General features: G+C 44.7%; 22 protein-coding genes, 5 tRNA genes, 3 pseudogenes and 1 other annotated feature. Of the genes and pseudogenes, 2 read left to right on the top strand and 28 right to left on the bottom strand.

Annotation, left to right across the window (positions count from 1 at the left end; all coding sequences use genetic code 11):
- Positions 1–195: 195 nt before the first annotated feature.
- The 8 genes from JCM14374_RS03835 to JCM14374_RS13975 form a co-directional block, all read right to left on the bottom strand.
- Positions 196–272: transfer RNA gene (locus tag JCM14374_RS03835), tRNA-Met, on the bottom strand.
- 3 nt (positions 273–275) lie between these two features.
- Positions 276–351 (bottom strand) — tRNA-Thr (locus tag JCM14374_RS03830).
- A gap of 56 nt (positions 352–407) precedes the next feature.
- A tRNA-Met gene (locus tag JCM14374_RS03825) sits at positions 408–483 on the bottom strand.
- Between the two features lie 7 nt (positions 484–490).
- Positions 491–575, bottom strand: a tRNA-Tyr gene (locus JCM14374_RS03820).
- Between the two features lie 243 nt (positions 576–818).
- Positions 819–4,622 (bottom strand): Eco57I restriction-modification methylase domain-containing protein, encoded by a 3,804-nt coding sequence (locus tag JCM14374_RS03815; RefSeq protein WP_054693670.1) that lies wholly within the window; start codon positions 4,620–4,622, stop codon positions 819–821.
- Positions 4,623–4,652: 30 nt separating this feature from the next.
- The gene (locus tag JCM14374_RS13985; RefSeq protein WP_207641581.1) at positions 4,653–6,635 is read right to left on the bottom strand and encodes a C-terminal helicase domain-containing protein; all 1,983 of its coding nucleotides are present in this window, start codon (positions 6,633–6,635) and stop codon (positions 4,653–4,655) included.
- A 34-nt stretch (positions 6,636–6,669) separates the two neighbouring features.
- Complete coding sequence (locus JCM14374_RS13980) at positions 6,670–7,047, bottom strand: DEAD/DEAH box helicase family protein (protein WP_207641580.1); 378 nt, start codon at positions 7,045–7,047, stop codon at positions 6,670–6,672.
- 110 nt (positions 7,048–7,157) lie between these two features.
- Positions 7,158–8,054 carry a phospholipase D-like domain-containing protein gene (locus JCM14374_RS13975; protein WP_207641579.1) on the bottom strand — a complete coding sequence of 299 codons (897 nt, stop codon included), beginning with the start codon at positions 8,052–8,054 and terminating at the stop codon, positions 7,158–7,160.
- 558 nt (positions 8,055–8,612) lie between these two features.
- On the opposite strand from JCM14374_RS13975, the pseudogene JCM14374_RS15925 reads away from it, so the two are divergent.
- Positions 8,613–8,684, top strand: a pseudogene (locus JCM14374_RS15925) (ATP-binding protein); the annotation flags it as partial.
- Positions 8,685–8,758: 74 nt separating this feature from the next.
- Here the strand turns inward: JCM14374_RS15925 and JCM14374_RS03805 are convergent.
- The 16 genes and pseudogenes from JCM14374_RS03805 to JCM14374_RS03735 all read right to left on the bottom strand — a co-directional run bounded on the left by JCM14374_RS03805 (position 8,759) and on the right by JCM14374_RS03735 (position 20,655).
- Positions 8,759–9,535: a DUF8757 domain-containing protein gene (locus JCM14374_RS03805; protein ID WP_054693667.1), complete on the bottom strand. Its 777-nt coding sequence runs from the start codon at positions 9,533–9,535 to the stop codon at positions 8,759–8,761.
- A complete protein-coding gene (locus JCM14374_RS03800) occupies positions 9,532–9,963 on the bottom strand; it encodes a DUF488 domain-containing protein (protein WP_054693665.1) in 432 nt (143 codons plus the stop codon). The genes JCM14374_RS03805 and JCM14374_RS03800 overlap by 4 nt, the downstream gene beginning before the upstream one ends.
- 150 nt (positions 9,964–10,113) lie before the next feature.
- Positions 10,114–10,260 carry a hypothetical protein gene (locus JCM14374_RS13370; protein ID WP_157048940.1) on the bottom strand — a complete coding sequence of 49 codons (147 nt, stop codon included), beginning with the start codon at positions 10,258–10,260 and terminating at the stop codon, positions 10,114–10,116.
- 126 nt (positions 10,261–10,386) lie between these two features.
- Positions 10,387–10,462 (bottom strand) — tRNA-Thr (locus tag JCM14374_RS03795).
- Between the two features lie 59 nt (positions 10,463–10,521).
- Positions 10,522–11,174, bottom strand: a pseudogene (gene sigH / locus JCM14374_RS03790) (RNA polymerase sporulation sigma factor SigH).
- A 175-nt stretch (positions 11,175–11,349) separates the two neighbouring features.
- Positions 11,350–11,786, bottom strand: a pseudogene (rlmB, locus tag JCM14374_RS14430) (23S rRNA (guanosine(2251)-2'-O)-methyltransferase RlmB).
- Positions 11,720–12,091 carry an RNA methyltransferase substrate-binding domain-containing protein gene (locus JCM14374_RS14425; protein WP_054693659.1) on the bottom strand — a complete coding sequence of 124 codons (372 nt, stop codon included), beginning with the start codon at positions 12,089–12,091 and terminating at the stop codon, positions 11,720–11,722. Before JCM14374_RS14425 ends, rlmB begins: the two are co-directional and overlap by 67 nt.
- A gap of 15 nt (positions 12,092–12,106) precedes the next feature.
- Positions 12,107–12,796: an FAD-dependent thymidylate synthase gene (thyX, locus tag JCM14374_RS03775; RefSeq protein WP_054693656.1), complete on the bottom strand. Its 690-nt coding sequence runs from the start codon at positions 12,794–12,796 to the stop codon at positions 12,107–12,109.
- Between the two features lie 46 nt (positions 12,797–12,842).
- Complete coding sequence (locus JCM14374_RS03770; RefSeq protein WP_242848808.1) at positions 12,843–13,244, bottom strand: Mini-ribonuclease 3; 402 nt, start codon at positions 13,242–13,244, stop codon at positions 12,843–12,845.
- A complete protein-coding gene (gene cysS / locus JCM14374_RS03765; protein ID WP_054693652.1) occupies positions 13,231–14,817 on the bottom strand; it encodes a cysteine--tRNA ligase in 1,587 nt (528 codons plus the stop codon). Before cysS ends, JCM14374_RS03770 begins: the two co-directional genes overlap by 14 nt.
- The gene (gene cysE, locus JCM14374_RS03760) at positions 14,756–15,478 is read right to left on the bottom strand and encodes a serine O-acetyltransferase (RefSeq protein ID WP_054693649.1); all 723 of its coding nucleotides are present in this window, start codon (positions 15,476–15,478) and stop codon (positions 14,756–14,758) included. The genes cysS and cysE overlap by 62 nt, the downstream gene beginning before the upstream one ends.
- A 34-nt stretch (positions 15,479–15,512) precedes the next feature.
- Positions 15,513–15,733: a binding site (T-box leader), on the bottom strand.
- A gap of 53 nt (positions 15,734–15,786) precedes the next feature.
- Complete coding sequence (locus JCM14374_RS03755; RefSeq protein ID WP_054693646.1) at positions 15,787–16,644, bottom strand: methyl-accepting chemotaxis protein; 858 nt, start codon at positions 16,642–16,644, stop codon at positions 15,787–15,789.
- 148 nt (positions 16,645–16,792) lie between these two features.
- A complete protein-coding gene (gene gltX / locus JCM14374_RS03750) occupies positions 16,793–18,253 on the bottom strand; it encodes a glutamate--tRNA ligase (protein WP_054693644.1) in 1,461 nt (486 codons plus the stop codon).
- Between the two features lie 123 nt (positions 18,254–18,376).
- Positions 18,377–18,844 (bottom strand): 2-C-methyl-D-erythritol 2,4-cyclodiphosphate synthase, encoded by a 468-nt coding sequence (ispF, locus tag JCM14374_RS03745; RefSeq protein WP_054693641.1) that lies wholly within the window; start codon positions 18,842–18,844, stop codon positions 18,377–18,379.
- A 13-nt stretch (positions 18,845–18,857) separates the two neighbouring features.
- Positions 18,858–19,547: a 2-C-methyl-D-erythritol 4-phosphate cytidylyltransferase gene (gene ispD, locus JCM14374_RS03740; protein WP_054693639.1), complete on the bottom strand. Its 690-nt coding sequence runs from the start codon at positions 19,545–19,547 to the stop codon at positions 18,858–18,860.
- Positions 19,540–20,655 carry a PIN/TRAM domain-containing protein gene (locus JCM14374_RS03735; RefSeq protein ID WP_500797387.1) on the bottom strand — a complete coding sequence of 372 codons (1,116 nt, stop codon included), beginning with the start codon at positions 20,653–20,655 and terminating at the stop codon, positions 19,540–19,542. The genes ispD and JCM14374_RS03735 overlap by 8 nt, the downstream gene beginning before the upstream one ends.
- Before the next feature lie 163 nt (positions 20,656–20,818).
- Between JCM14374_RS03735 and JCM14374_RS03730 the strand changes: the two genes are divergently transcribed.
- Positions 20,819–21,217 carry a nucleoside triphosphate pyrophosphohydrolase family protein gene (locus JCM14374_RS03730; protein WP_054693633.1) on the top strand — a complete coding sequence of 133 codons (399 nt, stop codon included), beginning with the start codon at positions 20,819–20,821 and terminating at the stop codon, positions 21,215–21,217.
- A 150-nt stretch (positions 21,218–21,367) separates the two neighbouring features.
- Here the strand turns inward: JCM14374_RS03730 and disA are convergent, their stop codons facing one another.
- The 4 genes from disA to JCM14374_RS03715 all read right to left on the bottom strand — a co-directional run bounded on the left by disA (position 21,368) and on the right by JCM14374_RS03715 (position 26,457).
- Complete coding sequence (gene disA / locus JCM14374_RS03725; RefSeq protein ID WP_083453846.1) at positions 21,368–22,438, bottom strand: DNA integrity scanning diadenylate cyclase DisA; 1,071 nt, start codon at positions 22,436–22,438, stop codon at positions 21,368–21,370.
- Positions 22,439–22,449: 11 nt separating this feature from the next.
- A complete protein-coding gene (locus JCM14374_RS14420) occupies positions 22,450–23,304 on the bottom strand; it encodes a S16 family serine protease (protein ID WP_242848807.1) in 855 nt (284 codons plus the stop codon).
- A 56-nt stretch (positions 23,305–23,360) separates the two neighbouring features.
- Complete coding sequence (locus JCM14374_RS14415; protein WP_242848806.1) at positions 23,361–23,792, bottom strand: ATPase domain-containing protein; 432 nt, start codon at positions 23,790–23,792, stop codon at positions 23,361–23,363.
- Between the two features lie 184 nt (positions 23,793–23,976).
- Complete coding sequence (locus JCM14374_RS03715; protein ID WP_054693630.1) at positions 23,977–26,457, bottom strand: ATP-dependent Clp protease ATP-binding subunit; 2,481 nt, start codon at positions 26,455–26,457, stop codon at positions 23,977–23,979.
- Between the last annotated feature and the right edge of the window lie 95 nt (positions 26,458–26,552).

Below are 26,552 nucleotides of genomic sequence, written 5' to 3'. Positions count from 1 at the left end.
TTCGGATAATCGCTTGAATGCGGCTGTATCTGGTTTGAATATCGGGCCGGCTGCATAATATTTTACCCAAATGGTATATAAAATAAAAGGAGTGAGAAAATTTCCCACTCCAGGCCGCCGCTTTTATCGCTCGCCCTGCTGGTTTTATAAAACAAAAAAGGGCGGAACATGATTATCCGCCCTTTTGTTAACCACTGGTAGCGGCGAAGGGATTTGAACCCCTGACACTACGGGTATGAACCGTATGCTCTAGCCAGCTGAGCTACGCCGCCATATGGAGCCCTTAACCGGACTTGAACCGGTGACCTTATCCTTACCAAGGATACGCTCTGCCGACTGAGCTATAAGGGCAAACTGCGCCCCTGCGGGGACTGCGTATCTCAATGCCCTGCGGGCATGATGATTTTTGGTTGCGGGAGCCGGACTTGAACCGGCAACCTTCGGGTTATGAGCCCGACGAGCTACCAACTGCTCCATCCCGCGTCGTACATGGTGGAGGGAGAAGGATTCGAACCTTCGAAGGCGTCGCCAACAGATTTACAGTCTGCCCCCTTTGGCCGCTTGGGTATCCCTCCACGATTCCAACCCTAGCCACCCAGGAATAAGCGCCCCGCAGCCCTTTGCTTTAAGACGCATCCTGTGAGCCTTCGGACCGTGCCTTATGATAATATACTATAGCGGCGCTTGTTGTCAAGTGTTGTAACGGCCATAAAAGAAGGGAGCCGCAGACACTGGAGCCTTCGGAGAGTACGCCAATAGTATTGGTTATGTCATATTATATGTCGGCCCTGGTAACCCCCTATTTTTCTCATGAAGCCTTACTTCCTGCCTTCAATTATCTTTACTTCTTCTATTTCCTGCATCCGGGCCATTGCTATGCTTACGGGGTGGTCCGGTGCGCTTAATTCCCGGTATACTTTTTCGATAGTTTTTAAAGCTTTTTCGGTTTCGCCTTTTTCTATTAAGGGTTGAATATCGGGAAGACTTTTTAGATGTTTTAGTATGTTAGCTTTGCCAGTGGTTATTTCATTCGGGAAGTAAAGCTCATAGATAATTGCATTTAAAATAGACTCTAACCCCTCAATATTAGCTGCAATAGTTGGACTTTCTTTTGCATATAAAATGTAATTAACAATAATAATAACTGTTCTTTCAAAATTTTTGTTGTTCCTGATAGGAAATTCGCTGATTGTTTCGTGTTTAAGCGTAAATGCCCCCCCTGCCGTCATTATTCCAATAAATCCAAAGTAGAACTCCATTAATTTACTATTCATTAATCCCAATAAATATTTTACGGGTATTCTATCCGATGTAAGAATATATCCGTTACTAGGCAAGTAATGTTTTTCGTTGTCATAGGCAAATGCCCATTTATCAGCCGTTAATCCCCATATAATTTTTTCCTTTTCAAATTGAGAATAGTATGTGCATGCACGTAAATTTACCCATGTCTTCCCCTGGTCAGCTCTGGATTTTAATTTATCATGAAAATTGTTTAAATATTTATAAATTTCCGGATACTGTTTTCTTATATTAAGGTCAAAATTGGTATTTATAAAATACTCATTACTTGTTATATAACGCCACTTTCTAATATTTCTACCTTGTAATAACGGTTTGATAATTTCATTATTTTTTTTATCTAATTTAATAAAATTACTTTTTTGTTCTTCATCAATAATAAATGCAGGATTATACCCTGTGGTAACACCTCTAAATATATGTATCGTTCCTGTTTCACTGATTTTTATGGAACCACTTTCAATTTTATCTTTGATTAAAAGTTTATTCTGTTTTTCTAACTGCCATATCTGTCCATTTAATTTATTCTGTTGTAAGTAAAATTGGTTGTGATTAACAAATTCTTTGATATTTGAGAAACTTATAAGCTCATCATTTGCATAGGCAATTTTGATTTTGTTGCCTTTATTGTTGGCTTTTGAGATTCTAAAGATGCAACTAGCAACTAATGCTTCAAATACATGTACATCGGTAAAATCAATAATCTCATTAATTCGATAACCAACAAAATATTCCCTTAATTTCTCTCCATAACTAGTCTTTATGAACTTGTTTGATGTTATGAATATCAGTATACCTTTAGGTTTTAAATTCCTAATTCCATTCTCATAAAAATAAACATACAAATCTGCTGTTCCAGAATATGTAGAATAATATTTACGAAGTTGCTGACTGATTTCTTTTAATTTTTTGTGCTCAACATACGGCGGATTCCCTATAACAATATCAAATCCATCTGTTATCCCGAACATCCATTCAGGATCAAAGAATGGTGATGAACTATTCTGATCATAGGGGTTGAAGGCTGATATCTGTTGAGCCGCGGAATTTTCCCAGCCGTCATCTATCAAACAACGGGCAATCTCCTGCCGCAGCTTCTTATCCTTCTCCTGAAACTGCAATTTTTGTTTTCTGGTTCGAGCATTAAAATACTGGTGACGTAACTCTTTTAAATCATTCTCAAGCTTTTCAATTTCCAGGTTTCTCAGCAGGCCTTGTCCGGCTGGTTTTTCCAGTTCAATAAGGGTATTGGCGGCCACAAATTTAGTCTCCAAATTAGGCAGAGACCTGATGCCCAGGTTCTCTTTAGATGGTTGTTTCTTCTGATCAATAATTAGAGATATGAAAAAGCGCAGCTTGGCTATCTGCACGGCAATAGGCTGAATATCCACCCCATAGATGCAGTTTTCGATAAGATACAATTTGCGGCCATAATCCAGTTCATTATTATCGGTATTAAAGGACTCTTCGATATCCTGCAGAGTCTGCCGGAGGTCATGGATTACCTTTTCTCTGACACCGGCATCGGATATGGTTTCGGCACTTTTAATAAAGTTCTCAACTTTTGCAATCTGCTGCTCTTTCCATTTCCTATTCTCCGGGTCCAGTTTATGCAATACATGTACCAGTTTATGCAGCATACCCATAGGGAAGGCACCGGAACCGCAGGCAGGATCGAGTATCTTGCAATCATCTATGGCCTTGATAAGCAAATCAGCCTGTTTATCATCAAAGGAATGCGGTTGTTCCGTATAGCTTAATAGATCGCGAAGCTGCTCTTCGCAGTTATCATGCCCCTTTTCCTCCAGCTTTTGTTGAAGGTAGGCCAGCAATGATTCGTCCACCATATAGTTTACGATCTCCCGCGGGGTGTAGAAGGAACCGGTCTGTTTACGGGCCGTGGTCTGGGTCTCCGGGTTATAGCTGGCCAGGAGGTTTTCAAAAACCTTACCCAGTAATTCCGGGTCCAGGGCGATTTCCTCTTCCAGCGGGGTATTTTCGGTTATGGTGAATTTATAGCTATCTAAAAGATCGATAAGTCCTTTAACCCTATATTTCTTGTTTCTGGTGCCATATATTTCGTTTAGATCAACGTCTTGGTCCTCATGGAAAAACAGGTAATCGGGAAGGACGGCCTGTTTTTTGGTTTCACGCGAAAACCCGTCAACATAAACAACCTTTTTATTCTCATCCTCCTTATCCAGACAATCGAATAAGCCACCGTTTAAAAAAGGTATATCCGCGAATAAGGCTAAAACCTCAGTTTCGTTAAGGGTGAACTTATCCTCATACCGGAAAAGGTTCTTAACTCCATATTCATTTTTGTTGGCGGGATAACCGGAATCTTTTGCAAAGGCCCGTTCTTTCATCTTTTGATTAAGGGTACCAAAAAACAGGTTCTGCAATATGGCCTGATAATAGCTGTGTGATTTGGCGTTTTTATTAAAGTCCTTAAGAACCTTTGATAGATGATTGCGGTTAAACAGTATATCCGGGACCAGGCCCTTCTCTTTTATAAACCATACGAAGATGATTCTGGTTATTAGCCGTATGAGATTGGTAGCATTGCGAACATCCGGGTCCTTCTCAAGATCATCCGGGAAACTCACCTTATCCATGGCCCAGAAGTACCAGTTAGCCAGTTCCTGATAAAAACGCTTACTAAGTTCTTTGCTGTCCAGGCATTTGGTCCAGGCTTCATGCAGAGCTACGAAGTTGCTAAAACTATATTTTCGATGCAGTTCATCAAAAGATAGATCAACTAATATTTCCACATGTGCCCGGTGCGGATCGGTCAGCCTAATGTCCTTGATAAGGGTTACTTTCTCCAGTACGTCCTTGCTTTTATCCCGTTTATGTAACCTGCGATTTATAACAGATAGCGTAAGGGTTGAGCCGTGTTTAAAAACTAACATGGCCGGCATATCGAAAAGCTTGTTGAATTCCCGGGTAATCTGCGCCAGCTGGCTGCGAGTATAGGTCTTAGCTTTGAGGTCTATGGCAAAGAAAGCATAGCTTTCGATGATAGTGCCGTTAAATTCCTTGGTGTCGAACATATCTATTTGCGAGCTCATCTCCGCTTCGCTCAACTGAAACAGGAATTCAACCTGCTGCCAATCGTTTACCAGGGCTTTATCAGCACTGAATCCGGCCCGGTCCTGAATAAACATATCGGCAAAGCCCCGAAAAGTATTGTCCTCCAGGCGTTGGGTACGGCTGGTGTTATAGCCCAATACCTCAAACAGGTTTATGCCGGCATCATAAAGATCCTTTTTGCCGAATTGCAGCAGTGCTGCCGTAATTTTTTCACGAATGGTCATTATCCTCACCCCTATACGTTTGTAGGTATCTTAGAGAATTATCAGCCAGGTAACCAGTTCAAAGTTTCCCGCCGAATCAGGCTGGGCTTCCGGGGAAACCAGCAGGCCGCCCCGGCCGGATTGCAGCTGCCTTAAGTTGCGTTTCTTGAACATCCTCAATGCTTCAGCTATAGATGACCTCAGGAGTTTATTATACTTGTCCATGCTGGTACCCCCGGCAGTATCATCATCAAACAGAGTACAGAGTACATCATAGGGATGGCTCCTGCCCGAACACAGGAGCCGGTAAATCTCTAAAATCTGCTTGGCATGGGTATAGTTGAAGCGCAGTTCGCCGTCGTTTTGCATATAGATGAGAAAATAAGGCTGGAGGGGGTTTACCGCTTCATTTTCCCGTTTATCGCTATTTTGTCTGAGGCAGAAGATAACTCCCGGTTTCATAATGGCTGCGCTGCGGCTGTCCAGGCGGGAGTAATCACCCAAACTGGCATACCCTCCAGCGGGGGAAGGAACATTGGCATATAGCCCCAGAGGGGCTTCGCGCAGTATTCGTTCGTTTTCCTTGATGAAACCCATCAGTTCTACCCGGAAATCATCCAGGGTAAATTCGCTCAGGGATATGTTCTCATCCATATCCTCCAGGTCGAGCACTTCATCTTTCAGTTTCAATAGCTGTTTGTCCCGATAACTAAGATCAGCTTCGATCAGATCTTTTATTTGCTCGGAATCCAGGAGGTTATCTTCGCCGGTGGCAGTGATATCCACCAGGGCCATACGTGCCTCCACCCGATCTTTCAGATTGATATATTGATTCAGATCATCGGTAGGCCAGAAGTTAATTAGCTGTATCTTCTGGTTGCGGCTGCCGATACGGTCGATACGGCCAAAACGCTGAATGATGCGTACCGGATTCCAGTGGATATCATAATTTATCATGTAATCGGCATCCTGGAGGTTTTGTCCTTCCGAGACACAATCGGTAGCAATCAGGATGTCTATCTCACCCTCCTGCGGCATATTGGGCATCTTGTGGCGGTTTTTCGATACCGGCGAGAAGTTGGTTAATATTTCATTGAAACCGCCCTGATTCTTATAGCCTCGGGGCATGAAGGTGCTCTGATTATTCCGGTTGCCGCCAGTAACCACGGCAATATGCAGCTTTAGCTCCTGTCTCACCCAATCTACCAGGGCATCATACAGGTAATAGGCAGTGTCGGCAAAGGCGGTAAAAACGATTATTTTCTTATTGGGTACTATTTCATTATCTGCTTCTTCCCAGGTATTAATGGGATTACTGACTTTGTTCTGGATGATCTGCTTTAATAAAGCTAGTTTTTCATCCCGATCAACACTGACCCGGTTGGAGACCTTGGACAAATACTCAAGCTGAATTCGATCCTGCTGCAAATCTTTCAACCATTCATCCAGATCCAAATGGCGCAGGTCATATTTTAGTTTTTTGCCTACCTGCCATTTTTCATGGGCTTCTACTAGTTCTTCGTCCTGATCATCATCGGGGAGGTTTATCAACCTATCTTCCAGGGTAGCGGAACCATCGGCATGTGCCTGATATTCCTCAATCCTGCTTTCAAGGTCTTTTATTTTATTCACTGTTCTATCCATAGATATTCGGAATGAATCAACCGAGCTCTCCAATCGTTTTAAGAAATTCACCTTCATCATGCCAATCAGGTAATCTTCACGTTGGGCCTGGCTGAAATTAACTCCCGATTCTGCCTCCAGTTTACGGTATCTCTCCCGGTATTCCTCCTTGATATAGGCCGAGGGTTTGAACAAAGACAGCTTATACTCTGAAATCTGCTTATTCAGCTTGTCATAGGGAGGAAATTCTTTCTTAATATCAATGCCGGGGGATAGCGGGATGGGCTTAAGACGCTCCGGGAATTTTCCCAGCTTGTCGATATCATAATAATTCAGTATATGTTTACGGGAACGAGCAATAGTCAGTTCATCCAGCAGCTTGAAAAAGGATGAATCCAGCCTGTCCAGCAAACTGCGCGCTTCCCGCTTAGTATTCTTTTTTCTATCAGCAATTATTAAACTGGGTTTGCGCGTTTTTCATGGTCTGGCTTATATCCTTAATACCGGTGGTTTCATAAAGTGCATCATCCTTACCCTCGGTGATAAGGTAGATCTGGTTTCTTAAATCCTTCAGATTGTTGTTTACCGGGGTAGCGGAAAGCAGCAGCACCTTGGTGGGTACTCCATCTCTAATAATCTTATTGATCAGCCAACCGTAACGGCTGTGCCTGAATTGTCCATCATCGCCTTTTTTGCCTTCGGCGTCATTTTTAAAATTATGGGATTCGTCGATGACTACCAGTCCATAGTTGCCCCAATTGATAGTGGCCAGGTTAATGTTGCCGGACATACCTTGATCGCGGGTTAAATCGGTATGGCACAAAATATCGTAGGCAAAACGATCTTCCAGTAAGATGTTTAGAGTATCGTTGCGCCGGTATACCTCCCAGTTTTCCCGCAGCTTCTTGGGGCAAAGAACCAGGACCCGGGTGTTTAATAACTCGAAGTATTTAATAACTGCCAGGCTTCAAAGGTTTTGCCAAGGCCGACGCTATCAGCAATTATGCAACCGTTATGCTTTAATATCTTGTTAATGGCCCCTTTAACCCCGTCCTTTTGGAAGTCATACAGCATTTTCCACACTTGCGTGTCAAAAAAGCCGATCCTTTCGTCCAGCAGACCGCCGCCCTGCTGTTCATCCAGGTAATTGCCGAAGAGATGATAAAGTGTTTTGTAGTATATAAAGCTGGGAGAGTTTTCTTGATAAAGCTGGTTGAGATATTTCAGGACTTCTTCTTTAACGTCCTCTACCAGGCCGGTATTATCGGTCCATATTTCATTAAACCAGTTTAATAAATCGGCTCTGTCACGTTCACTGTCAATTTCCATGTTCAGTTCAATGTTCGGATTATGGCCTAAACCCAGCCCACTAACCGTAAAGTTGGAGCTTCCGAAAATGGCCTTCTGGGTATCGTTGCTGTTTTTTATGTGATACATTTTGCCATGCAGAAAATTAGGTTTAACCATTGATTTTATATTAACCTTCTCAGCAATCCAGGCGGCACATTCCCTTGCTACCGCTTTTTGCTGCAATCTGCTTTCCAACGGGATAATCAGTTGTTCATCTTCAATCTTAAAATCCCGCTTATTGGTTTTATCAGGGTCTATTGATTTTATGAACGTCGGTTCCCCGAACAGGAAATTGAGGCTATTTATCGCTTCTAAATTATCCTTTAGCTTCTCAAAGGCGTATATAGTGAAATAAGCTGATACAAAGGAAAGATCCGCATCCGGCTTAATGTTTTGCTCTAGGAATTCCCCCACTGTGCCCCGTTCCCGGTTATCTCTAATTGATGATATAATAGTAGGATTCAACTTAGGCTTTGCCACTGTTTCCCTTCTTTCCAGGTCATAAATTAAATCTAATATTAGGCTTTATTGTCTAATACGTCTTTTTGCATATAATTTCCTGCTAGCATGAAGTCGAAATGTAAAATATTATGGTTCGAAAGTCCAAAACAAGATTGCCACGATGGCGCTTCGCTCAGGAATGACATGTCATTTGCCCGGGCGGATATGGAGTCTGCCCCTACCTGTTTACAGTTTAAAATCCTACTATACCAATACACGAAAAAAGAGACCTCATGAAGGCCTCTATTCTTTGTGTTTATGGCAAACTAAAAGTGCAGCAAATGGCAACATAAAAATACAGCGGTAAACGGGAAAAAAAACATCGCCAGCACCCGGGAAATCCACTACCCTTTTGTATGAGGCTAAAACATGCAAAGGGGTGATAGTAGAAAGGATGTTGACGATGATACAGATAAATAATATCAGATACCAAAGTCTCCATAAAGGCCAATCCATGAGATCAATAGCTCGGGATACTAGCCACAATTTCCGGACCGTTAAGAAATATATAGAGCAGACCGATTTTAATGAACCTGCCAGGAAAGCGTAATCATTACTACTAACCTGGAATTCAGTAAATGGAATGGCATCTTCTTTGATGAAAAGCTGATATGCTTCAGATCACCAAATATATTCATATAATTTGGGTGTTGTGAATTTTTTCCCTGAACATTAGAAAAGATTTAATTGCATATGGTTGGTGGCCAGAAGACCCCCAGGATTATGAATGTCTTGAATACATGATGAGTACCAACTATGAAATATGTATCCCGATCAGGTCCACATAAAGTATTCAACCATTTTTCTTTAATCTTATGCAGTACTTCATCTTCACCGTATATTGGTAACCAACTTCTGTATGCTTGCTGTATTTCCCAATCAATAATAGTCATATCATGACCGCTGCAGTTTTCATCATCACAACGGTAGCGATAATGAAATGAATATGGCATTTTTTCGAGCGGTTTCATTTCAATGCCAAATAAATCTTGTTGAATTAATATTTGTTTCTCTTCTTCAGTCCAGTCAGAGGCTTCCTTTTTCCAATAAAACTCAGTGATTTTGAGAGGTTTGAAGATTCCGAGGGAAATATTTTGATCCCGTAGTTGCATTAGTTCACATAACGATTTGTTGGCCTTTGGTAAGAGAATTGACCTAGCTTCATCCCATTGTTGTTTGCCACCCAATGGAGCACGAATCACTTTAATGGATTCCATTCTAGGCTTATAACTCTCTATTCTGTTATCACCTGATGCTTTTATGACCTCAACCTCAACCCATGAGTATTTGGGGTATTGCTGATCATTTTCTAAATACCTATAACTAACTGGATATAACCTTATCCATTCTCCCGTTTCGGTTACTCCTGCAGTACAAACTGTTTCCAGATAATTCTTGCTTGGATTAGGATAAGTTTTTACTAAAATAAGTATTTTCTTTTTTTCATAGCCCCATGTCATAAGTGTTTAATCGCCGCCCCATGATTGATAAATAGGTATTCCGTAATAACTAACCGGTGGCATTGCGTTGCCAGCTTTTCGAAACACATAAGACAAGCGCAATTATCGCCTATCTCATCCAACAGATTATCAATATATTCAGGGTTTTGTTTTAAATAGTTTCTATAATGCTCAAATAAGAAGTCTATGTTTCCGCTGCTTTGATATTCAAGTCTAATATCTTTTGGAGTTCCCAGTTTCGCGAAATGCTTATATTTAATATCCTGATTATTTAGAGTTTCTGATAGAATCTGTTTTGAAAAACCTTTCTTCCTGCTATTCGGATTCTCCCGCACATCAACTAGAAATGTTACTCCGGCATTTTTCAATGTTTTCAAAAATTCTTCAAGCGTTTTACCCTCATAGCCTATAGTATAAATTTTTTGCATAGTCTCCACCTTCTTATATATATTAGCATAATTTGCCTGGAGCTACTCAATGATTTATTTATCGATATTTGTGGATATCATAATACATTTAATAACTTAGGATCACAATAAAAACTCCATTAAAGAAGTAATTACCGTTTTGGTTGTTAATTAGAACAGTCCCCGTTTCTTCCAATCCTCTCCCCCAACCTTCACCCCTTTGCACATTTCAAATATCCTTGACACTACCCGGCTGCCGATCTGGTTTTCGAGCTGCTTCAGGGTGCAATTGGTAGTGAAGAACGTACTGCGCTGCATCCGGTACCGGAGGTCGATAACAGGATCGAAAAACCGCCCAAGACCAAATGGGCACCAAACCTGCTCAAAGGTTCTTCTCCCAGAAAAATCAAAAACCACGCCAATGCGTGGTTATGGGATAAATTATGGAGCCGAGCACAGGACTCGAACCCGCAACCTGCTGATTACAAATCAGCTGCTCTACCGATTGAGCTAGCTCGGCTCAGCAAGTAAAATTTTATATGCTGTACCGGCCAAAGTCAATATACTATTGCTATTAATCTATAACTCGCAGCGGTCTTCCAGATATTTTTCCAGTTTCCTTTTGACACGCTGCAGGGCGTTATCGATAGATTTTACGTGCCGTTTGAGATCCACGGCTATTTCCTGGTAAGACTTGCCTTCCAGGTAGGCCATAAGCACCTTCCACTCCAGTGAACTTAGTATCTCGCCCATCTTTTTTTCAATAAAGATAAACTCTTCCCGGTTAATAATAATTTCTTCGGGATTCGTAATCTTAGTGGTGGAGAGAATATCAATCAGGGTGCGATCAGATTCCTCATCATAAATAGGTTTGTTGAGGGATACATAGGAATTGAGGGGAATATGTTTCTGGCGGGTAGCAGTTTTTATAGCCGTTATAATCTGCCTGGTAATGCATAATTCAGCAAATGCTCTGAATGAAGTAAGCTTGTCCAATTTATAGTCACGAATAGCTTTAAATAAACCTATCATACCTTCTTGTATGATATCTTCCTTATCGGCGCGATAAGGAAATAAGAGCGGGCTTTGGCTCTAACAAAGTTTTTATACTTGTCCACCAGGTACTCAACCGCAAACTGTTCTCCTTGCTGGGCCAGTTCTACTACTTCTTCATCTGATAAGTCAGCATAGAGCACATATACTTTATGAGCAACAGCGACAGAACCGAGCATTCAATCGCCTCCAATGATAATACTTCGTCCTTTTTGGCTGAGAATTGGGGAAGATATGCACAAATTAATTATAGCCACTCGTTGCCCGAGCGTCAAGCAAGTGATCTTCGCCAGCATCTGGCAATATTCTGTGCCTAATGACAATTTTAATCAAATAAATCATAGCGTGCCGGACTTAAGGTGAATTCACGGTTTCCTGGCGTAATATTTCATATATAAGCAAAGCGGCCGCAACCGATGCATTTAAAGAATTCACCCTGCCGCGCAAGGGAATCCGTAATAGCAAATCACAGTTTTCTTTAACCAGCCGCCTGATTCCTTTGCCTTCAGAACCGATTACAATCGCCACCGGGCGCGGGATGTCAACGCTATAGTGGTCTTTGCTTCCATCGATATCCGCACCGATAACCCACATCCCCTGCTTTTTTAAGTCTTTAATAACATTGACAATATTGCTTACCCTGGCAACCGGTATGTGCTCAACCGCCCCGGCAGAGGCTCTAACACTGCGGGGGTTACATCGACCGCTCGATCCTTAGGAATAATCACCCCATGAACACCGGCACATTCAGCGGTCCTGATGATAGCTCCCAGATTTTGCGGATCTTCCAAACCATCCAGGATAATGATAAAAGGAGGTTCTGCTCTTTTTGCGGCTCGTTCAATAATATCTTCCACGCTGACATAGGGATAGCTTCCACCCTGGCTACCACACCCTGATGCCAATCATTGCCCGCCAGCTGCTCCAATTGCTGACGGGAGGCTTCTTCAATCTTAATACCGCGCGTTCGCGCCAGGGCAATTATTTCCTGCAAGCGATTATCCTGACGCTCTTTTAACACATAAATGCGATGCACCTTACGAGAACCGTTTAGGGCCTCCCTGACACTATTAATACCCGAAAGCTTCTCCTGCAAATGCTGCCCTCCAGTTTACAATGGTAAAAATAAATCGTCAGTTATCACTATATTGGCATAATGTTCAGACGGAAAACCATGATCATAATCTATATCTTCATAAAGTTCGGGGAATTGCTCCTGGAACAATAACAACAGCGGAATAGCCACCTGCCGCATTTGGGGATGAGCGGCCCCGTCACAGCGGAGTCTAAAAAAGTGCCGCCATTCCCGCATATTGTATGTAACTACTATTTCGGTTTTTAAACAGGTGGGCAAAATAGAGCGCGCCTCCTGAGCCGATCGTCCGGAGTCAAGCATAGCCATGTAGGTAGTTTCAGCTGCCTGGCATGAATCCAGCCACAAATTATAAGCATTATCGTCATTCAAGAAAAAATAGGGCTCTATTACAGTAATCTCACGTCCGAATTTATCTTTGCTGTAGTTGCAATAACGGGTGGATTCCTGGGAATAAGCGGCTATACGATGACGCACTATCTCGTGGGTTATCCCCCGGTCTACGACAAACATAACGGTAACTTTCTCATGTTCAATAATCGATTCATGGCCAATTTTAACTTTGCTTTTAAGAAAGGCCGGATTCCCTTCCGGCTGCATGTTTCCTTCTGATTTGTAACAAACCCGGCCATACCTTTCCAGACGCCGCATGATAGTCCCATCCAGCTGATCGGCAGGAATCAGTATCTCCGGCTTCTTAATTATCATCTCTCATCCTCCTCATTACCATTCTACGTAATCCAGATCCAAACACCTATTCTTCCACCCCTGATAAGGCCAGGTCTAATAAATATTGTAAACGTTTTTCTTCACCCTGCAGGTAAAGCCACCCCAGCAAAGCCTCAAAGCCGGTGCTGAGCTGGTAATCCGCAGGATCGGCGTTTTTGGGCGGAGAGGATTTGGCATTGCGTCCTCTCCTTACGATATCTTTTTCATCTTCGCTTAATCCCCGCAGCAGTTGTTTGAGAACCCGGGCCTGACTCTCAGCCCGCACCATACTCACGGTTTCCAGGTGTAATTCCCGCACTTTTTTGCGGCTGCCGGTCATAACCCTGGTCCGCACTGCCAGTTCGAAAACAGCATCGCCAACATAGGCGAGAGCGACCGGTGAAAACTCGCGCAGTGTTTTCTCATCAATGATTTCATGCTTCAGCAAACTTCCACCTGGCCCCTTCCCTGGTGTCTTCAACCAATATGCCTGCTTCCTGCAGCCGATCACGAATGTAATCTGCATGCTTATACTGCTTCTCTTGCTTATAATAACTTCGCAAAGATAAGAGTTTGTCCACCAAGGACTCAAAAGACGGCGCGGCTTCGAAGCGATAACGATTACCCTGAGCCGTATCTTCCAGTTTGATACCTTGTTCAGTCAAAAAATCGCGCAGTTCGTCAGCCAGCGCATAGTTCTTTTCCTGCCGGGCTTCCTGGCGCAGTTCCGTAAATATTTGCAACAAGTCTTCTACAGGCAAATCCTGCGCCAGGGCTGAGGTAAAAAATATGCCCAGCACATTGCCCAGTTCTTTTAACATGGTCATGCCCCGGTAAACTGCGGCGCAGTTCTCCTCGGTTTTTTCCGCCTTAGCTATAATACTATTAAGCTGGTGGGCCAGGTCAAAAAGTGACGCCATCGCCAGGGCTGTATTGAAATCATCATCCAGGGCGCAACAAAAATCCTTTTTAATCTCAGCCAGGTTATTTAGAAATTCGCTGTCCGCAGACATTTCATCCGGGGGTACATTTTCTCCTAAAAACTCTTGCGCTAAAAGCAGGCTGTTTTTCAGCCTTCCCAGGGCGCGGCGCGCTTCTTCCAGCTTCCCGTCATCAAAATCCAGGGGGCTGCGGTAGTGGGTTGCGATGAGATAATATCGCACAACATCGGCCGGGAATTTAGCCAGTATATCGCGCAACAGAAAGAAATTACCGGCTGACTTGGACATTTTTTCTTTATTAATGGTGATAAAGCCATTGTGCATCCAATAGTTTACAAAAGTCTTTCCGGTTAATGCCTCAGCCTGGGCTATTTCATTTTCATGATGAGGAAATATTAAATCGCTCCCGCCGCCATGAATGTCTATAGTATCACCCAAATACAAGGTGGACATTACTGAACATTCTATGTGCCATCCAGGACGGCCTGGACCCCAGGGACTGTCCCAGGCTGGTTCGCCAGCTTTGGCGGCTTTCCACAGGGCAAAATCCGCCGGGTCCTCCTTACGCTGATCCACTTCCACCCGGGCTCCCGCCAGCATCTCTTCCTGTTCACGCCCCGAAAGTCTCCCATAGGCAGGAAAAGATCGCACCCGGTAGTATACATCGCCCTCTAGTTCATAGGCATGGCCTTTATCAATCAACCCCTGGACAGCGTTAATAATTTGTGGGATATGCTGGCTAACCCGGGGATGAACTGCAGCCTCCCGAATATTCAAGGCCTGGGCATCCACGAAATATTCGTCTATATATCGCGCCGCTAAAGCCATGGGGTCATCGTTCTCTTCAATAGCCCGGTTAATTATCTTATCATCAACATCAGTAAAGTTCTGAACATAATCAACCTTATAACCGCAGTATTCGAGATAGCGGCGCAGGCTGTCAAAAACCACCAGAGGCCTGGCGTTTCCCAAGTGGATATAGTTGTAGGTAGTGGGACCGCAAACATATATTTTGACTCTATGCGGACTCAGAGTTCTCAATTCTTCTTTTCTTCCACCCAGGGTGTTGTATACCTGCATTTTGAGCAGCCTCCCTTTCTGTCTTTTCTAATTTTTTCTCCAGTTCGTCAATCCGTTTCTGCAAGGCTGCCAGGGTATCGGCAATGGGGTCGGGCAAAAGGTGATGCTCCAGGTCTACTTCAGCCCGCCCGTCTTCAATTTTCATGCCATCCTGGATTACAATCCTGCCTGGAACCCCAACTACTGTGCAATTATCAGGGACAGTTTTCAGCACTACCGAACCGGCCCCTATTTTGACATTATTGCCTACAGTAAACGATCCCAGCACCTTGGCGCCGGCAGCAATAGTAACATTATTTCCGATGGTAGGATGACGTTTGCCTTTTTGTTTGCCGGTGCCTCCCAGGGTCACTCCCTGGTAAAGAGTAACATTATCACCTATTTCGGTTGTTTCTCCTATAACTATACCACTGCCATGGTCAATAAAAAAACCATGGCCTATCCTGGCGCCCGGATGTATTTCTATCCCGGTTAAGAAACGGCTGATGTGCGAAACCATCCGCGCTAAAAAGTAGAGCTTGCTTTTGTACAGAAAATGAGCTGCGCGATGATTTATTATAGCGTGAAAGCCGGGATAAAAGAACAGCACCTCCATTACGCTCCGTGCCGCCGGGTCCCTTTCAAAAATAACCTGCATCTCTCGTTTTAATGTCTTAAACATATTGTCCCCCTTCCATTAAAAAAGCCTTCCGTCTCCAAGAGACGGAAGGCAAACTTCCGCGGTTCCACTCTAATTGAGCGCTATCAGCACTCCCCTCACCATGTTTAACGGCACAGCCGGGTATGCCTACTATAGTTCAACATACCTGTTCCCGGGCGCATATTCGGACGGCTTCATACTTGGAGAGGCTTTCAGCCGGTGACCCCTCTTCTCTGCCAGCGATAGCCGCCTACTTATCCCATTCATCACATTAATATATAATTGTATATCCAAATTATATGCAGCTCATATTTTTATGTCAACTATGGTCAGCTCAATTCCGTCAGACGAATCGCCGTTTGGGTAAGGTCTTCGGCCATAGCTCCCAGCTGCTGAATATTGGCAAAAACCGACTGGGTGAGATCGGCTTGTTTTTGCACGGACTCGCCGGTTTCTGATACCCCGCCGGTTATTACCTGCACCGATTGCTGAATGTTATTTAAAATACGAGAGATTTTCGTTACAGATTCAGTACTGTATTCAGCCAGTTTACGCACTTCATCCGCTACCACCGCAAAACCCCGGCCGTGCTCACCACTGCGGGCAGCTTCGATTGCTGCGTTAAAGCCCAGCAATTTAGTTTGTTGTGCAGTGGAACTAATAATTTTAAGCACTTCACCCGTTTCACTTAAATGCCCCAGGGCTTCCCGCGCCGATTCGCTCAACTGCCTGCTCTGGTTGGATACATTCTGAGCATACCGGGCTACTTCTTCCACAATGCTGCTGACGTTTTGAACCGTAGCGTTCAAGTCCCCGGACATACCCGCCAGTTTCTCCGCTTCTTTATGCAGCTCACGCAGCATTTCCTCACGGGCTTCAACCATGCTCATCATCAGATTAGCGCCGTGAGCATCAATCAATGAAGTATTCTCTGACAGGTTCTGATTGATTATCTCCTGCACCCGGGCATTGCCTGTAGCCTCGATCAACACATCAATACCCGGAATTGCCAGAGTTTTTATCAAATCCGAATAGGTAGGAATTCCAGACTTTTGAGCCAGTAATATCCCGGGCGCCTGAGCGCTGACATCACAAATTCCCAGGACTTTGAAATTGGGAATTCCCATAAGGTTGCGCAGGATAGCCGTTCCTCCTTGTCCCGCGCCTATAATAACAATACTCGTCACGCCTGTCACCTTCCCGAAAACCGTTAATTTTTACTACATGATTTCGTCAAGGCCAGGCCATATACCTGCATGATTTTGTAGATTATTTGTCATTATTATCACATCATGTCCGAATTTTTTGTATATTTGTGATAATGCTGGGTTGTTTTTACCCATTGTCCCTATTGCTTATAAAATCCAGGCACTTTTTAACCCGGCGCAGGCTTTCTTCGCGACCCCATACTAATAGCAGGTGAGCCAAATCCGGCCCGTGACTGCTGCCGGTCAAAGCGCAACGTACAGGCATAAATACATCCTTGGGCTTAAGCCCCAGTTCTTTGGTCAAGGTTTTCATAAATTGCTTAATCTCCGAGGCATCGTGGAAAAAGGGCAGGCTGGCTTGGAATTTCTCCAATACCTGTCTGGCAGAATCACCTGCCAGTACATCCAGAGCTTCACCTTCATAACTGGGTTCCAGGAAAAATATTCCCGCCTGTTCTCCTACGTCACTCAAACTTGTAATCCGGTCGCGCAGAGACTCAATCAGGATGGACAGACCCTGTTCGTCTAACCGTTTTATCGATTCAGCAAAAGGAGTATTTTCTATAAAAGGCTGCAGTATTGACTCCAATTCTGAAATGGATTTGCTTCTTATATATTGCTGGTTAAGCCAGTTCAATTTGTCTAAATCAAAAACTGCCGGGCTTTTAGCCACTCTCTCCAGGTTAAAGGCCTCGATTATTTCCTGATGGGAGAGTATTTCTTTTTCACCTTCCGGAGACCACCCCAACAGAGCCAAAAAGTTAAAGAGCGCCTCAGGCAGATAGCCCATTTCCCGGTATTGTATTAATGAAGTAGCGCCGTGGCGTTTGCTCATTTTCTGGCGGTCACTGCCCATAATAAGCGAAATATGCGCAAATTCAGGTCTCTTTAAGTTCAGCGCGTCATAAATCATAAGCTGGCGCGGGGTGTTGGACAGGTGTTCTTCCGCGCGGATAACATGCGTAATTCCCATTAACACATCATCGATTACCACGGCAAAATTGTAGGTAGGCAAGCCGTCAGACTTCATAATTATAAAATCGCCCTCATTTTTGCTTTCAAAACTAACCTTTCCCCGGACCAGATCATCGACAACATAAACATTATGCGAAGGAACCCGGAACCTGAGAGTAGGCTTCATACCCTGAGCTTTTTTGCTGTCTATTTCAGCCTGGCTGAGATGCCTGCATTTTCCTGAATACCTGGGCATTTCACCTTTTTCCATCATAGCCCATCGTTCGTTTTCTAATTCTTCCTCGCTGCAAAAGCAGTAATAGGCCTGCCCGTTTTGCAGCAGCTTCTCAGCGTACTCTTTATATATGTCCAGCCTCTCGGTCTGGCGGTAGGGAGCGTTTTCCCCGCCGATTTCCATGCCCTCGGTCCATTTAATCCCCAGCCATTTTAAGGACTCGATTATTTCTGTTTCATATTCAAGGCGGGAACGCTCCAAATCCGTATCTTCTATGCGTAAAACAAATTCCCCGCCTTCGTGAGCGGCAAAAAGGTAATTAAACAAAGCCGAACGTGCTCCTCCAATATGTAATGGCCCGGTAGGACTGGGAGCAAACCTGACTTTTACTTTACTCATAATCTTCCTCCAGCATAATTTAGTAAGAAAATCGCCGCAGATTATCCATGATTTTATGGTTTAGCGTGCTTAAATCACTTACATGGCTATTTTCCTGCAAAAAGCCGCGTTTAAACACATCCGTTATTCAATCAAAACAACCGCCTGGGCGGAGATTCCCTTTTCTTCACCTTCAAACCCAAGGCCTTCGGTGGTAGTGGCCTTAACATTAACCTGTCCTATCTGTACACCTAAAACCCGGGCGATGTTTTCCCGCATAGTATTAATATGTTGTGCCAAGCGGGGCTTTTGCGCAGCTACCGTACTATCTATATTCACTATCCGGAAACCGGCTTCGTCCAGCTTGTTTCTAACTATTTCCAGCAGTCTCAGGCTGGAAATGTTTTTATAGCTGGCATCATGGTCAGGAAAATGCTGGCCGATATCACCCAGAGCGGCTGCGCCCAGCAGAGCGTCGCAAATGGCATGCAAGAGCACGTCAGCGTCAGAATGACCTAACAGGCCGGTTTCGTGGGGTATTTCCACTCCGCCTAAAATAAGTTTTCTTCCCTCCACCAGGCGATGAACATCATATCCTGTTCCTATCCGCAAATCAATGCCTCCGTTACATTTCCAATAAATAGCGGGCTATGGTCAGGTCTTCCGGGGTAGTAATCTTGATGTTGCGGTACTCCCCGGCAACAAGTTTGACCCGGCCGATATATTTTTCAAATAAAGCCGCGTCATCAGTGCTTACATAGGCTTCTTCGTAGGCATTCTCATAGGCCTCACATAATTCTTTAAAACTGAACACCTGGGGGGTTTGAATAGATACGACACTGGAACGGTCAAGGGTTAAAGCTACAAAATTATCGCGGTCGACCATTTTTAAGGTATCCTTGACATGAATTCCGGGGATAGCCGCCCCCCACTCCTTAGCTTCTTCCAGCAAAGCCATAAGTAATTGAGAACTGAAAAGCGGCCGCGCACCGTCATGCACAGCCACATATGAGGTTTGTTTATTCAGGCTTTTTAGTCCGGCCCATACTGAATCCTGTCTCAGTTTACCCCCGGCAATTACCCGGCTGACTTTCTTATATCCGAACTTTTTAACCACTTCTCTTTCACAATACTCGATCTCATTAGCGTGGGCCACTATAACTATTTCATCAACTATAGAGCAATTCTCAAAAACATCCAGGGAATAAGTAAGAATAGGCCGTGAATTCAAGAGCAGGTACTGCTTGTTAAGCTTGCTGCCCATCCTGCTGCCTGTACCGGCTGCCGCTATAACAACCCTGAGGTTGTCAGCCATATAAATTCACCTCTTGTATTTCCCGAAAAGGGCTGTTGATGCTCAATGAACCTTCATCGCGCAGCTTGCGGGTAAATATCATGCGCCCGGCCGCGGTTTGAAATACGCTGGTCACGGTTACTTCTACTTCATTACCGATTTCATCCTGGGCATTTTCCACCACCACCATGGTGCCGTCTTCAAGGTATCCTACACCCTGGCCGTTTTCTTTACCTTCTTTAATAATATTCACCTGCATATGTTCGCCGGGATATACTATAACTTTTACTGCATTAGCCAGCTCATTAATATTTAGAACTTTTATTCCTTGGAGTTCAGAGACTTTGTTTAAATTATAATCATTGGTTACAATGCTGGCTTTGAGCTGTTTGCAAAGGCGCACCAGTTTGGCATCAACCTCTTTTTCCTCGGGAATATTTGCTTCAATTATATCAATTTTTATACCAGAATGTTTCTGCATTTTAGATAAGAGTTCCAGGCCGCGCCGCCCTTTATTACGGCGCATAGAATCGGAAGAATCGGCTATATGCTGCAATTCCTCAATCACAAAAGTGGGTACTATTAACGGACCATCAATAAAATTGCTTAAACATACGTCATAGATCCGTCCATCAATTATGGCGCTGGTATCTAGAACCTTATAGCCGGCAGGACCCGGGGAGTCTTCCACCGAAGTTTTCGGGATCAAAGGCAAGAAACCCATAATCTCGCCCCCCCGCCGGGAACCAAGTTTTAAGCCTATATAAGCTGCAATAATAAAAACTACTATGGTTAGATAACTAAAGGGAACTTGCAGCAGGGAAATAGGATAGGTGCAGATTCCGCCAACGATTACGCCCAGCAGCAGGCCCAGACTCCCCCCCAGCAGGGAGTCTATGGCAATATTATCCAGCTTGAAGTCAATCGCTCTCTGCAAATACCGCAATCGTCCTTTTAAAAATACCAGAAAATAATAAAATGCTAACCATGATATGATGCCTATTCCCATGCCATGCAGCCAATTCAGCTTCATAAACAGGCTGCCGGTATAGACAGCCCAAACCGTAAATATCAAGCTGCTCCCAACAGATTTTTGGAAATTTTTTGTTTTATTTGCATATAAATGCACCCCCATATAAATATTCTTCTATTACAGGTGCGGATTTATACCGCTAATTCCAAATAATTGATGAAATGTCACGCTGCTTTCCAGCCGGGGGTCTAATTGACAAATGGTCCCGGGAAAAGCTATAATTTAGGAAATAAGCGGGTTGAAGGGGGCAAGTCTTTACATGAAGGACTTGATTTGTGATGAGTTTCAGAATGTGGTAGGGGACCTGCTGATAAGACACCGCAGCATTTTAGATATTCTTTCCAAGCTGTCCGAAGCCAGCTGCCGGGTTAACCGCGCTGTAACCAAATCAGTCACCGGTTGTGGTTGTTTATCCATTCTCGCCGAAAAGACTACTTATCCTGAAGATATAGATTCTTTCCAGGAACTCAAAGATATTCTTAACAGTCACATCAAAGGCGAGCTGTGTCCCAATTGTGAAGACATAATTGTTACCGAACTTGGGAAAATGCTTTTTTATACCGCCGCTCTCTGCAATACCTTGAATATCAGCATGTATGACGTATTTATTAAAGAATACAAAAAGGCCTCGGCTCTCGGCATATTTAATATGACCTAAAACAAACCCGTTTGGTGAAGAGGTTTTGTTTGATTGTAAGATTGAAAAACCGGTTCAATGTCATTTGAACCGGTTTTTATATACATAAAGATTTTGAACAAAGCCTGAAAGAAAAATAAAGCTGTGATAAATCTGTGGCTAATTTTTTACTTATACCATATACTCGAGCATCAGCTGTTCCTGCATACGGCGCAGGCCGTTTTTAATCGATCTGGCTCTTACTTCACCGATGCCCTCGACCTCGTCCAGTTCTTCGATGGTGGCCCGCATAATGTGTATTAGCAAACCAAACCTCTCGACCAGGTTGTCAATAATAGTTACCGGGATACGCGGCAGTTTCTGCAGCATGCGGTAACCGCGCGGAGATACCTGCTGGTCCAGGTGACTGCTGGCTGTACCCAATGACAGAATACGAGCGATAAACACCGAATCGGAAATGTCTTCTTCAAAGGCGCGCCGCATGGTATTAAGCAGTTCCTGGGGCGATTTGTCCGCCGTATTGGAGTAATCTCTGATAATTAACAAAGCGTCTTCTTCAACATTTACTATCATTTCGTCAAGCTGCATTTTTACCAGTCGGCCTTCGTTGCCCAGTTCGGCGATGTAATTTTCGATTTCTCCCGCAATATTCAAAACTTTAATATGCCGCCGCAATACCTCACATACTTCAGATACGTTTACCATATCTTCAAATTCCAGTCCTCCCAGGCGCTGAAGTTCCCGCAGCATTACGGTACGGTATTTTTCCAGGGTTTGCAGGGCCTGATTGGCTTTTACCAGAATGGAATTAAGATCACGTAAACGGAAAATGATATCCCCCTGGTACAGGGTAACCACTTTGCGACGCTGGGAAATAGCTATGACCAGGTTTCCCGTTTGTTTGGCCACCCGTTCGGCGGTGCGGTGGCGAATGCCGGTTTCAGATGAGGGCAAGCTGGCATCTGGATCCAGTTGCGCATTGGCCACAATTATGCGGCTGGTATCACTGCTGGTTATAATAGCCCCGTCCATTTTAGCCAATTCATACAAACGTGCCGGAGTAAAATCGGAATTAATATAGAATCCGCCGCTTATAATATTCATGAGTTCTGGTGTATCCCCCACCACAATCAGCCCTCCGGTATTGGCCTGAAGGATATTTTCAATGCCTATACGGAACAAGGTCCCCGGAGCCAGCATCTGCAGGTACTTTCTAAATTTTTCCTGATAAATGGCTTCCACCAGATCACCCCTTAAATTAATTCGATAAAATCATCTATAGACGCAGCCTCCAGCAGCTGCAGACCGGAGGCAAATGGCTTGCGTGAAGCTCCTGCCGGTATTATAACCGTTTTATATCCCATTCTTTCTACTTCCCGTAAACGCAGATCCAGAAAAGGAACCGAACGGATTTGTCCGGACAAACTTATCTCCCCGGTAAATACGGTATCGGGCGGCAAGGCCTGTTCGTGCGAACTGGAGATAATAGCCGCCGCAATGGCGAGATCTGCTGAAGGGTCTTTTAAGAATACCCCGCCGCTGACCTTCAGGTATACATCAGAACTTGAAAACTTAAATGACTTTCTCTTTTCTAATACTGCCAGAATCAGAGCCAGGCGGTTTTGGTCTATGCCGGAGGTCATCCGCCGGGCATAAGCTGGTCCGGACGGCGCCACCAGGGCTTGAATCTCTATCAATAATGGCCTGCTGCCTTCAAAGCTGGCCGCTACCGCTGTGCCGCTGCAGGAGTTGTCAGTCCTATTGATAAATACGAATGATGGGTCCGGCACTTCCAGCAGCCCCTGCCCGCTCATTTCCATTAAACCAATTTCATCGGTGGAACCAAAGCGGTTCTTGACTCCTCTCAAAAGCCGGAAGGAATAATTCTTCTCCCCCTCAAAATAAACAACTACATCTACCATATGTTCCAGGACCTTGGGACCGGCCAGGGTGCCTTCTTTGGTTACGTGACCCACCAGGAAAAAGGCAATCTCTTCTTTTTTGGCCAGATTCATAATCTGCGCGGTGCATTCACGTAATTGGGCCACACTGCCGGGTACTGAAGAAATATCCGGGGAATAAACGGTTTGAATCGAATCTATAATCACCAGGTCAGGTTTTATTTCCGCTATATAATCAGCCAGCAGACTGATATCCTGCTCGCTTAATAAAAAACCCTTTCTCCGTCAATACCCAGTCTCAGGGAACGCAGTCTTATCTGCTTCAGTGACTCCTCTCCAGAGAGATAAAGAACAGTCTTTCCGCCGCTGGCCATACTATCGGCTACCTGCAGGAGAAGGGTCGATTTGCCTATGCCGGGGTCTCCTCCCAGGAGAATCAACGACCCGGGAACTATGCCTCCCCCTAATACACGGTCCAATTCGCCAATGCCGCTGCCAAACCGGCAAATATCCTTTTCATCTATGAGATTAAGGCTTATGGCCGGAGTTCTTTCCCGTCCGGACAGTGTCGGCCGTTTTTCCTGTTTTTCTTCAATAATGGTATTCCAGGCCATACAGGCCGGACATTTGCCCAGCCACTTGACGCTTTCATAACCACACTCCTGGCATACAAACCTGCTGACGGGTCTTGGCATAGATCCTCCATAAGATCCGGTTCAACACGGATTTGGTAAGAAAACAGACGCAGATTACGCGGATATATTAAACGCAGATGAACGCAGATAAATTAATTAATGAAAATCATGCAGATATTTCTAAAGAGAAGACCATACTTTATATGGTCTTCTCTTAAATATTACGTGAATTTTAACCTTCACTTCAAGCCTTTCCCACGAAAATTTTACCATCTTCTGCGTCAACCCGGATACGGTCACCAGGCTGAACGGTCTTTTTCAGGATTTCCTCGGAAACCGCATCTTCGACCAGCTTCTGTATAGCCCGTTTCAGCGGGCGCGCCCCGTAAGCCGGATCATAACCCTGTTCGAGAATAAGAGAGCGGGCCTTTTCTGTTAATTCCAGGTTGAAATCATTTTCCTGCACCCGTTTAATTAAATCAGCCAGCAATAAATCAACTATTTGCTGAAGCTCATTTTCATTTAAGCTGTGGAATACGATTACTTCATCAATGCGGTTCATAAATTCGGGACGGAAAGCCAGCTTTAATTGTTCCATGACTCTTTCCCGCATTCTTTCATAGTTTTCAGCCTCATCCACCGCCCGGTTAAAACCGACCTTTTTGGCGTTTTTAATGGATTCGGCGCCGACATTGGAGGTCATGATGATAATTGTATTCCGGAAATCAACGGTGCGTCCCTGTCCATCGGTCAACCGCCCGTCCTCCATAACCTGTAAGAGGATGTTAAACACATCCGGATGAGCCTTTTCTATTTCATCCAACAGCACCACTGAGTAAGGTTTACGGCGTATTTTTTCGGTCAGCTGTCCGCCCTCATCATAACCGACATAACCGGGAGGTGAACCTATCATGCGTGAAACCGCATGTTTTTCCATGTATTCCGACATGTCTAACCTGACAACGGCGTCCTCACTGCCAAACATAGCCTCGGCCAAAGCCCGGGCCAATTCGGTTTTGCCGACTCCGGTAGGACCCAGGAAAACAAATGAACCAATAGGTCGTTTGGGATTCTTTAATCCCGCCCGGGCTCTCCTCACAGCCCGGGAAACAGCCGATATGGCTTCTTCCTGCCCTATTACCCGCTTATGCAAAACCTCCTCCAGGTGCACCAGACGCTGACTTTCTTCTTCCTCTAATTTGCTGACCGGTACTCCGCTCCAGCTTGATACTATGGCGGCTATCTCTGGTTCTCCTACTGAGCCCACCTGCATGCTGCGCTGGCTGACCCATTCTTTGCGTTCATTCTCGATTTCTTCTTTAAGATTCTGTTCTAGATCGCGTAATTGGGCAGCTTTCTCGTATTCCTGAGCATTGATCGCTTCTTCCTTTTCCTTGCCTATCTCAGATAATCTTTGTTCTTTGACCTTCAATTCTTCGGGAAGGATATAATTGGCCAAACGCACCCGTGAAGAAGCTTCATCAATGAGATCGATAGCTTTATCGGGCAAATACCTGTCCGTAATATAACGTGAGGAGAGTTTTACTGCAGCCTCAATAGCTTCATCCTGTATTTTAACCCCATGATGTGCTTCGTAACGATCCCGCAAGCCTTTAAGTATTTCAACACTCTCCTCCGGACTGGGTTCATCAACCATAATAGGTTGAAAACGTCTTTCCAGGGCGGCATCCTTCTCTATGTGTTTGCGGTATTCATCCAGGGTAGTTGCCCCAACGCATTGAAACTCACCCCGGGCCAGCGAAGGTTTAAGAATATTAGCCGCGTCTATAGCGCCTTCAGCCGCACCCGCCCCCACAATGGTGTGCAATTCGTCAATAAAGATTATTACATCGCCGGCCGATTTGATTTCATTTACTATTTTAGTAAGGCGATCTTCAAATTCTCCCCGGTACTTGGTGCCGGCAATCATGGAAGACAAGTCCAGAGCCACTACGCGCTTGCCCAGCAGTATTTCAGGAACCCTGGCATCATTAATGCGCTGGGCCAGTCCTTCAACAATGGCGGTTTTGCCCACTCCCGGATCCCCGATTAAAACCGGATTATTCTTGGTGCGGCGCGATAATATCTGCACCACTCGTTCTATTTCCTTCTCGCGCCCGATAACCGGGTCCAGCCTATCATCTGCGGCATCCTGGGTCAAATCGCGGCTGAACGCGTCCAGGGTAGGGGTCTTACTGCGCGGTTTCTTGCGTCCCGGAACGGGATTAGGCTGCCCCGGTGATGCTTCCGGAGCGGAATTATTATTAAAACCGGCGGCTGATTCGCCCCCGAGTAAAAGCATCACCTGCTGTCGTATATCATCCAGTTTAACTCCCATAGAATAGAATACCTGTCCGGCCACTCCTTCCTCTTCTCTGACCAAAGCCAGAAGCAGGTGTTCTGTGCCGACGTAATTAACACCCTGCAGGCGGGCTTCGTCGAAAGCCAGGTTAAAAACCTTTTTAGCCCGCGGGGTTATGGGCAGGTCTCCGGCTGCCTTCTCCGCGTCAGCCGCATTTTGACCTATAATGCGGGTGACTTCTTCACGTACCTTTTCCATATCGATACCCAAATTTATCAAAGCGCGGGCGCCGACTCCTTCACCTTCACGCAAAAGACCAAGCAATATATGTTCGGTACCAATAGCCGGATGGTTGAGCTGTCTGGCTTCTTCCTGCGCGTGTATGACAGCATTTCTGGCTCGCTGGGTAAATCTTCTGAACATAAATAAAACCTCCTTTGTCTAACCTATATTTCAATTTCCCCATTCTAGGGGAACGATTCAACACAGATTTAGACTGATTAACACAGATAAATAAA

The organism is Syntrophomonas palmitatica JCM 14374, from assembly GCF_001311885.1.
GTDB classification, from domain to species: Bacteria; Bacillota; Syntrophomonadia; order Syntrophomonadales; family Syntrophomonadaceae; genus Syntrophomonas_A; species Syntrophomonas_A palmitatica.
The sequence above is the reverse complement of the archived record's forward strand: the minus strand, read 5'-3'. Positions and strand labels throughout refer to the sequence as shown.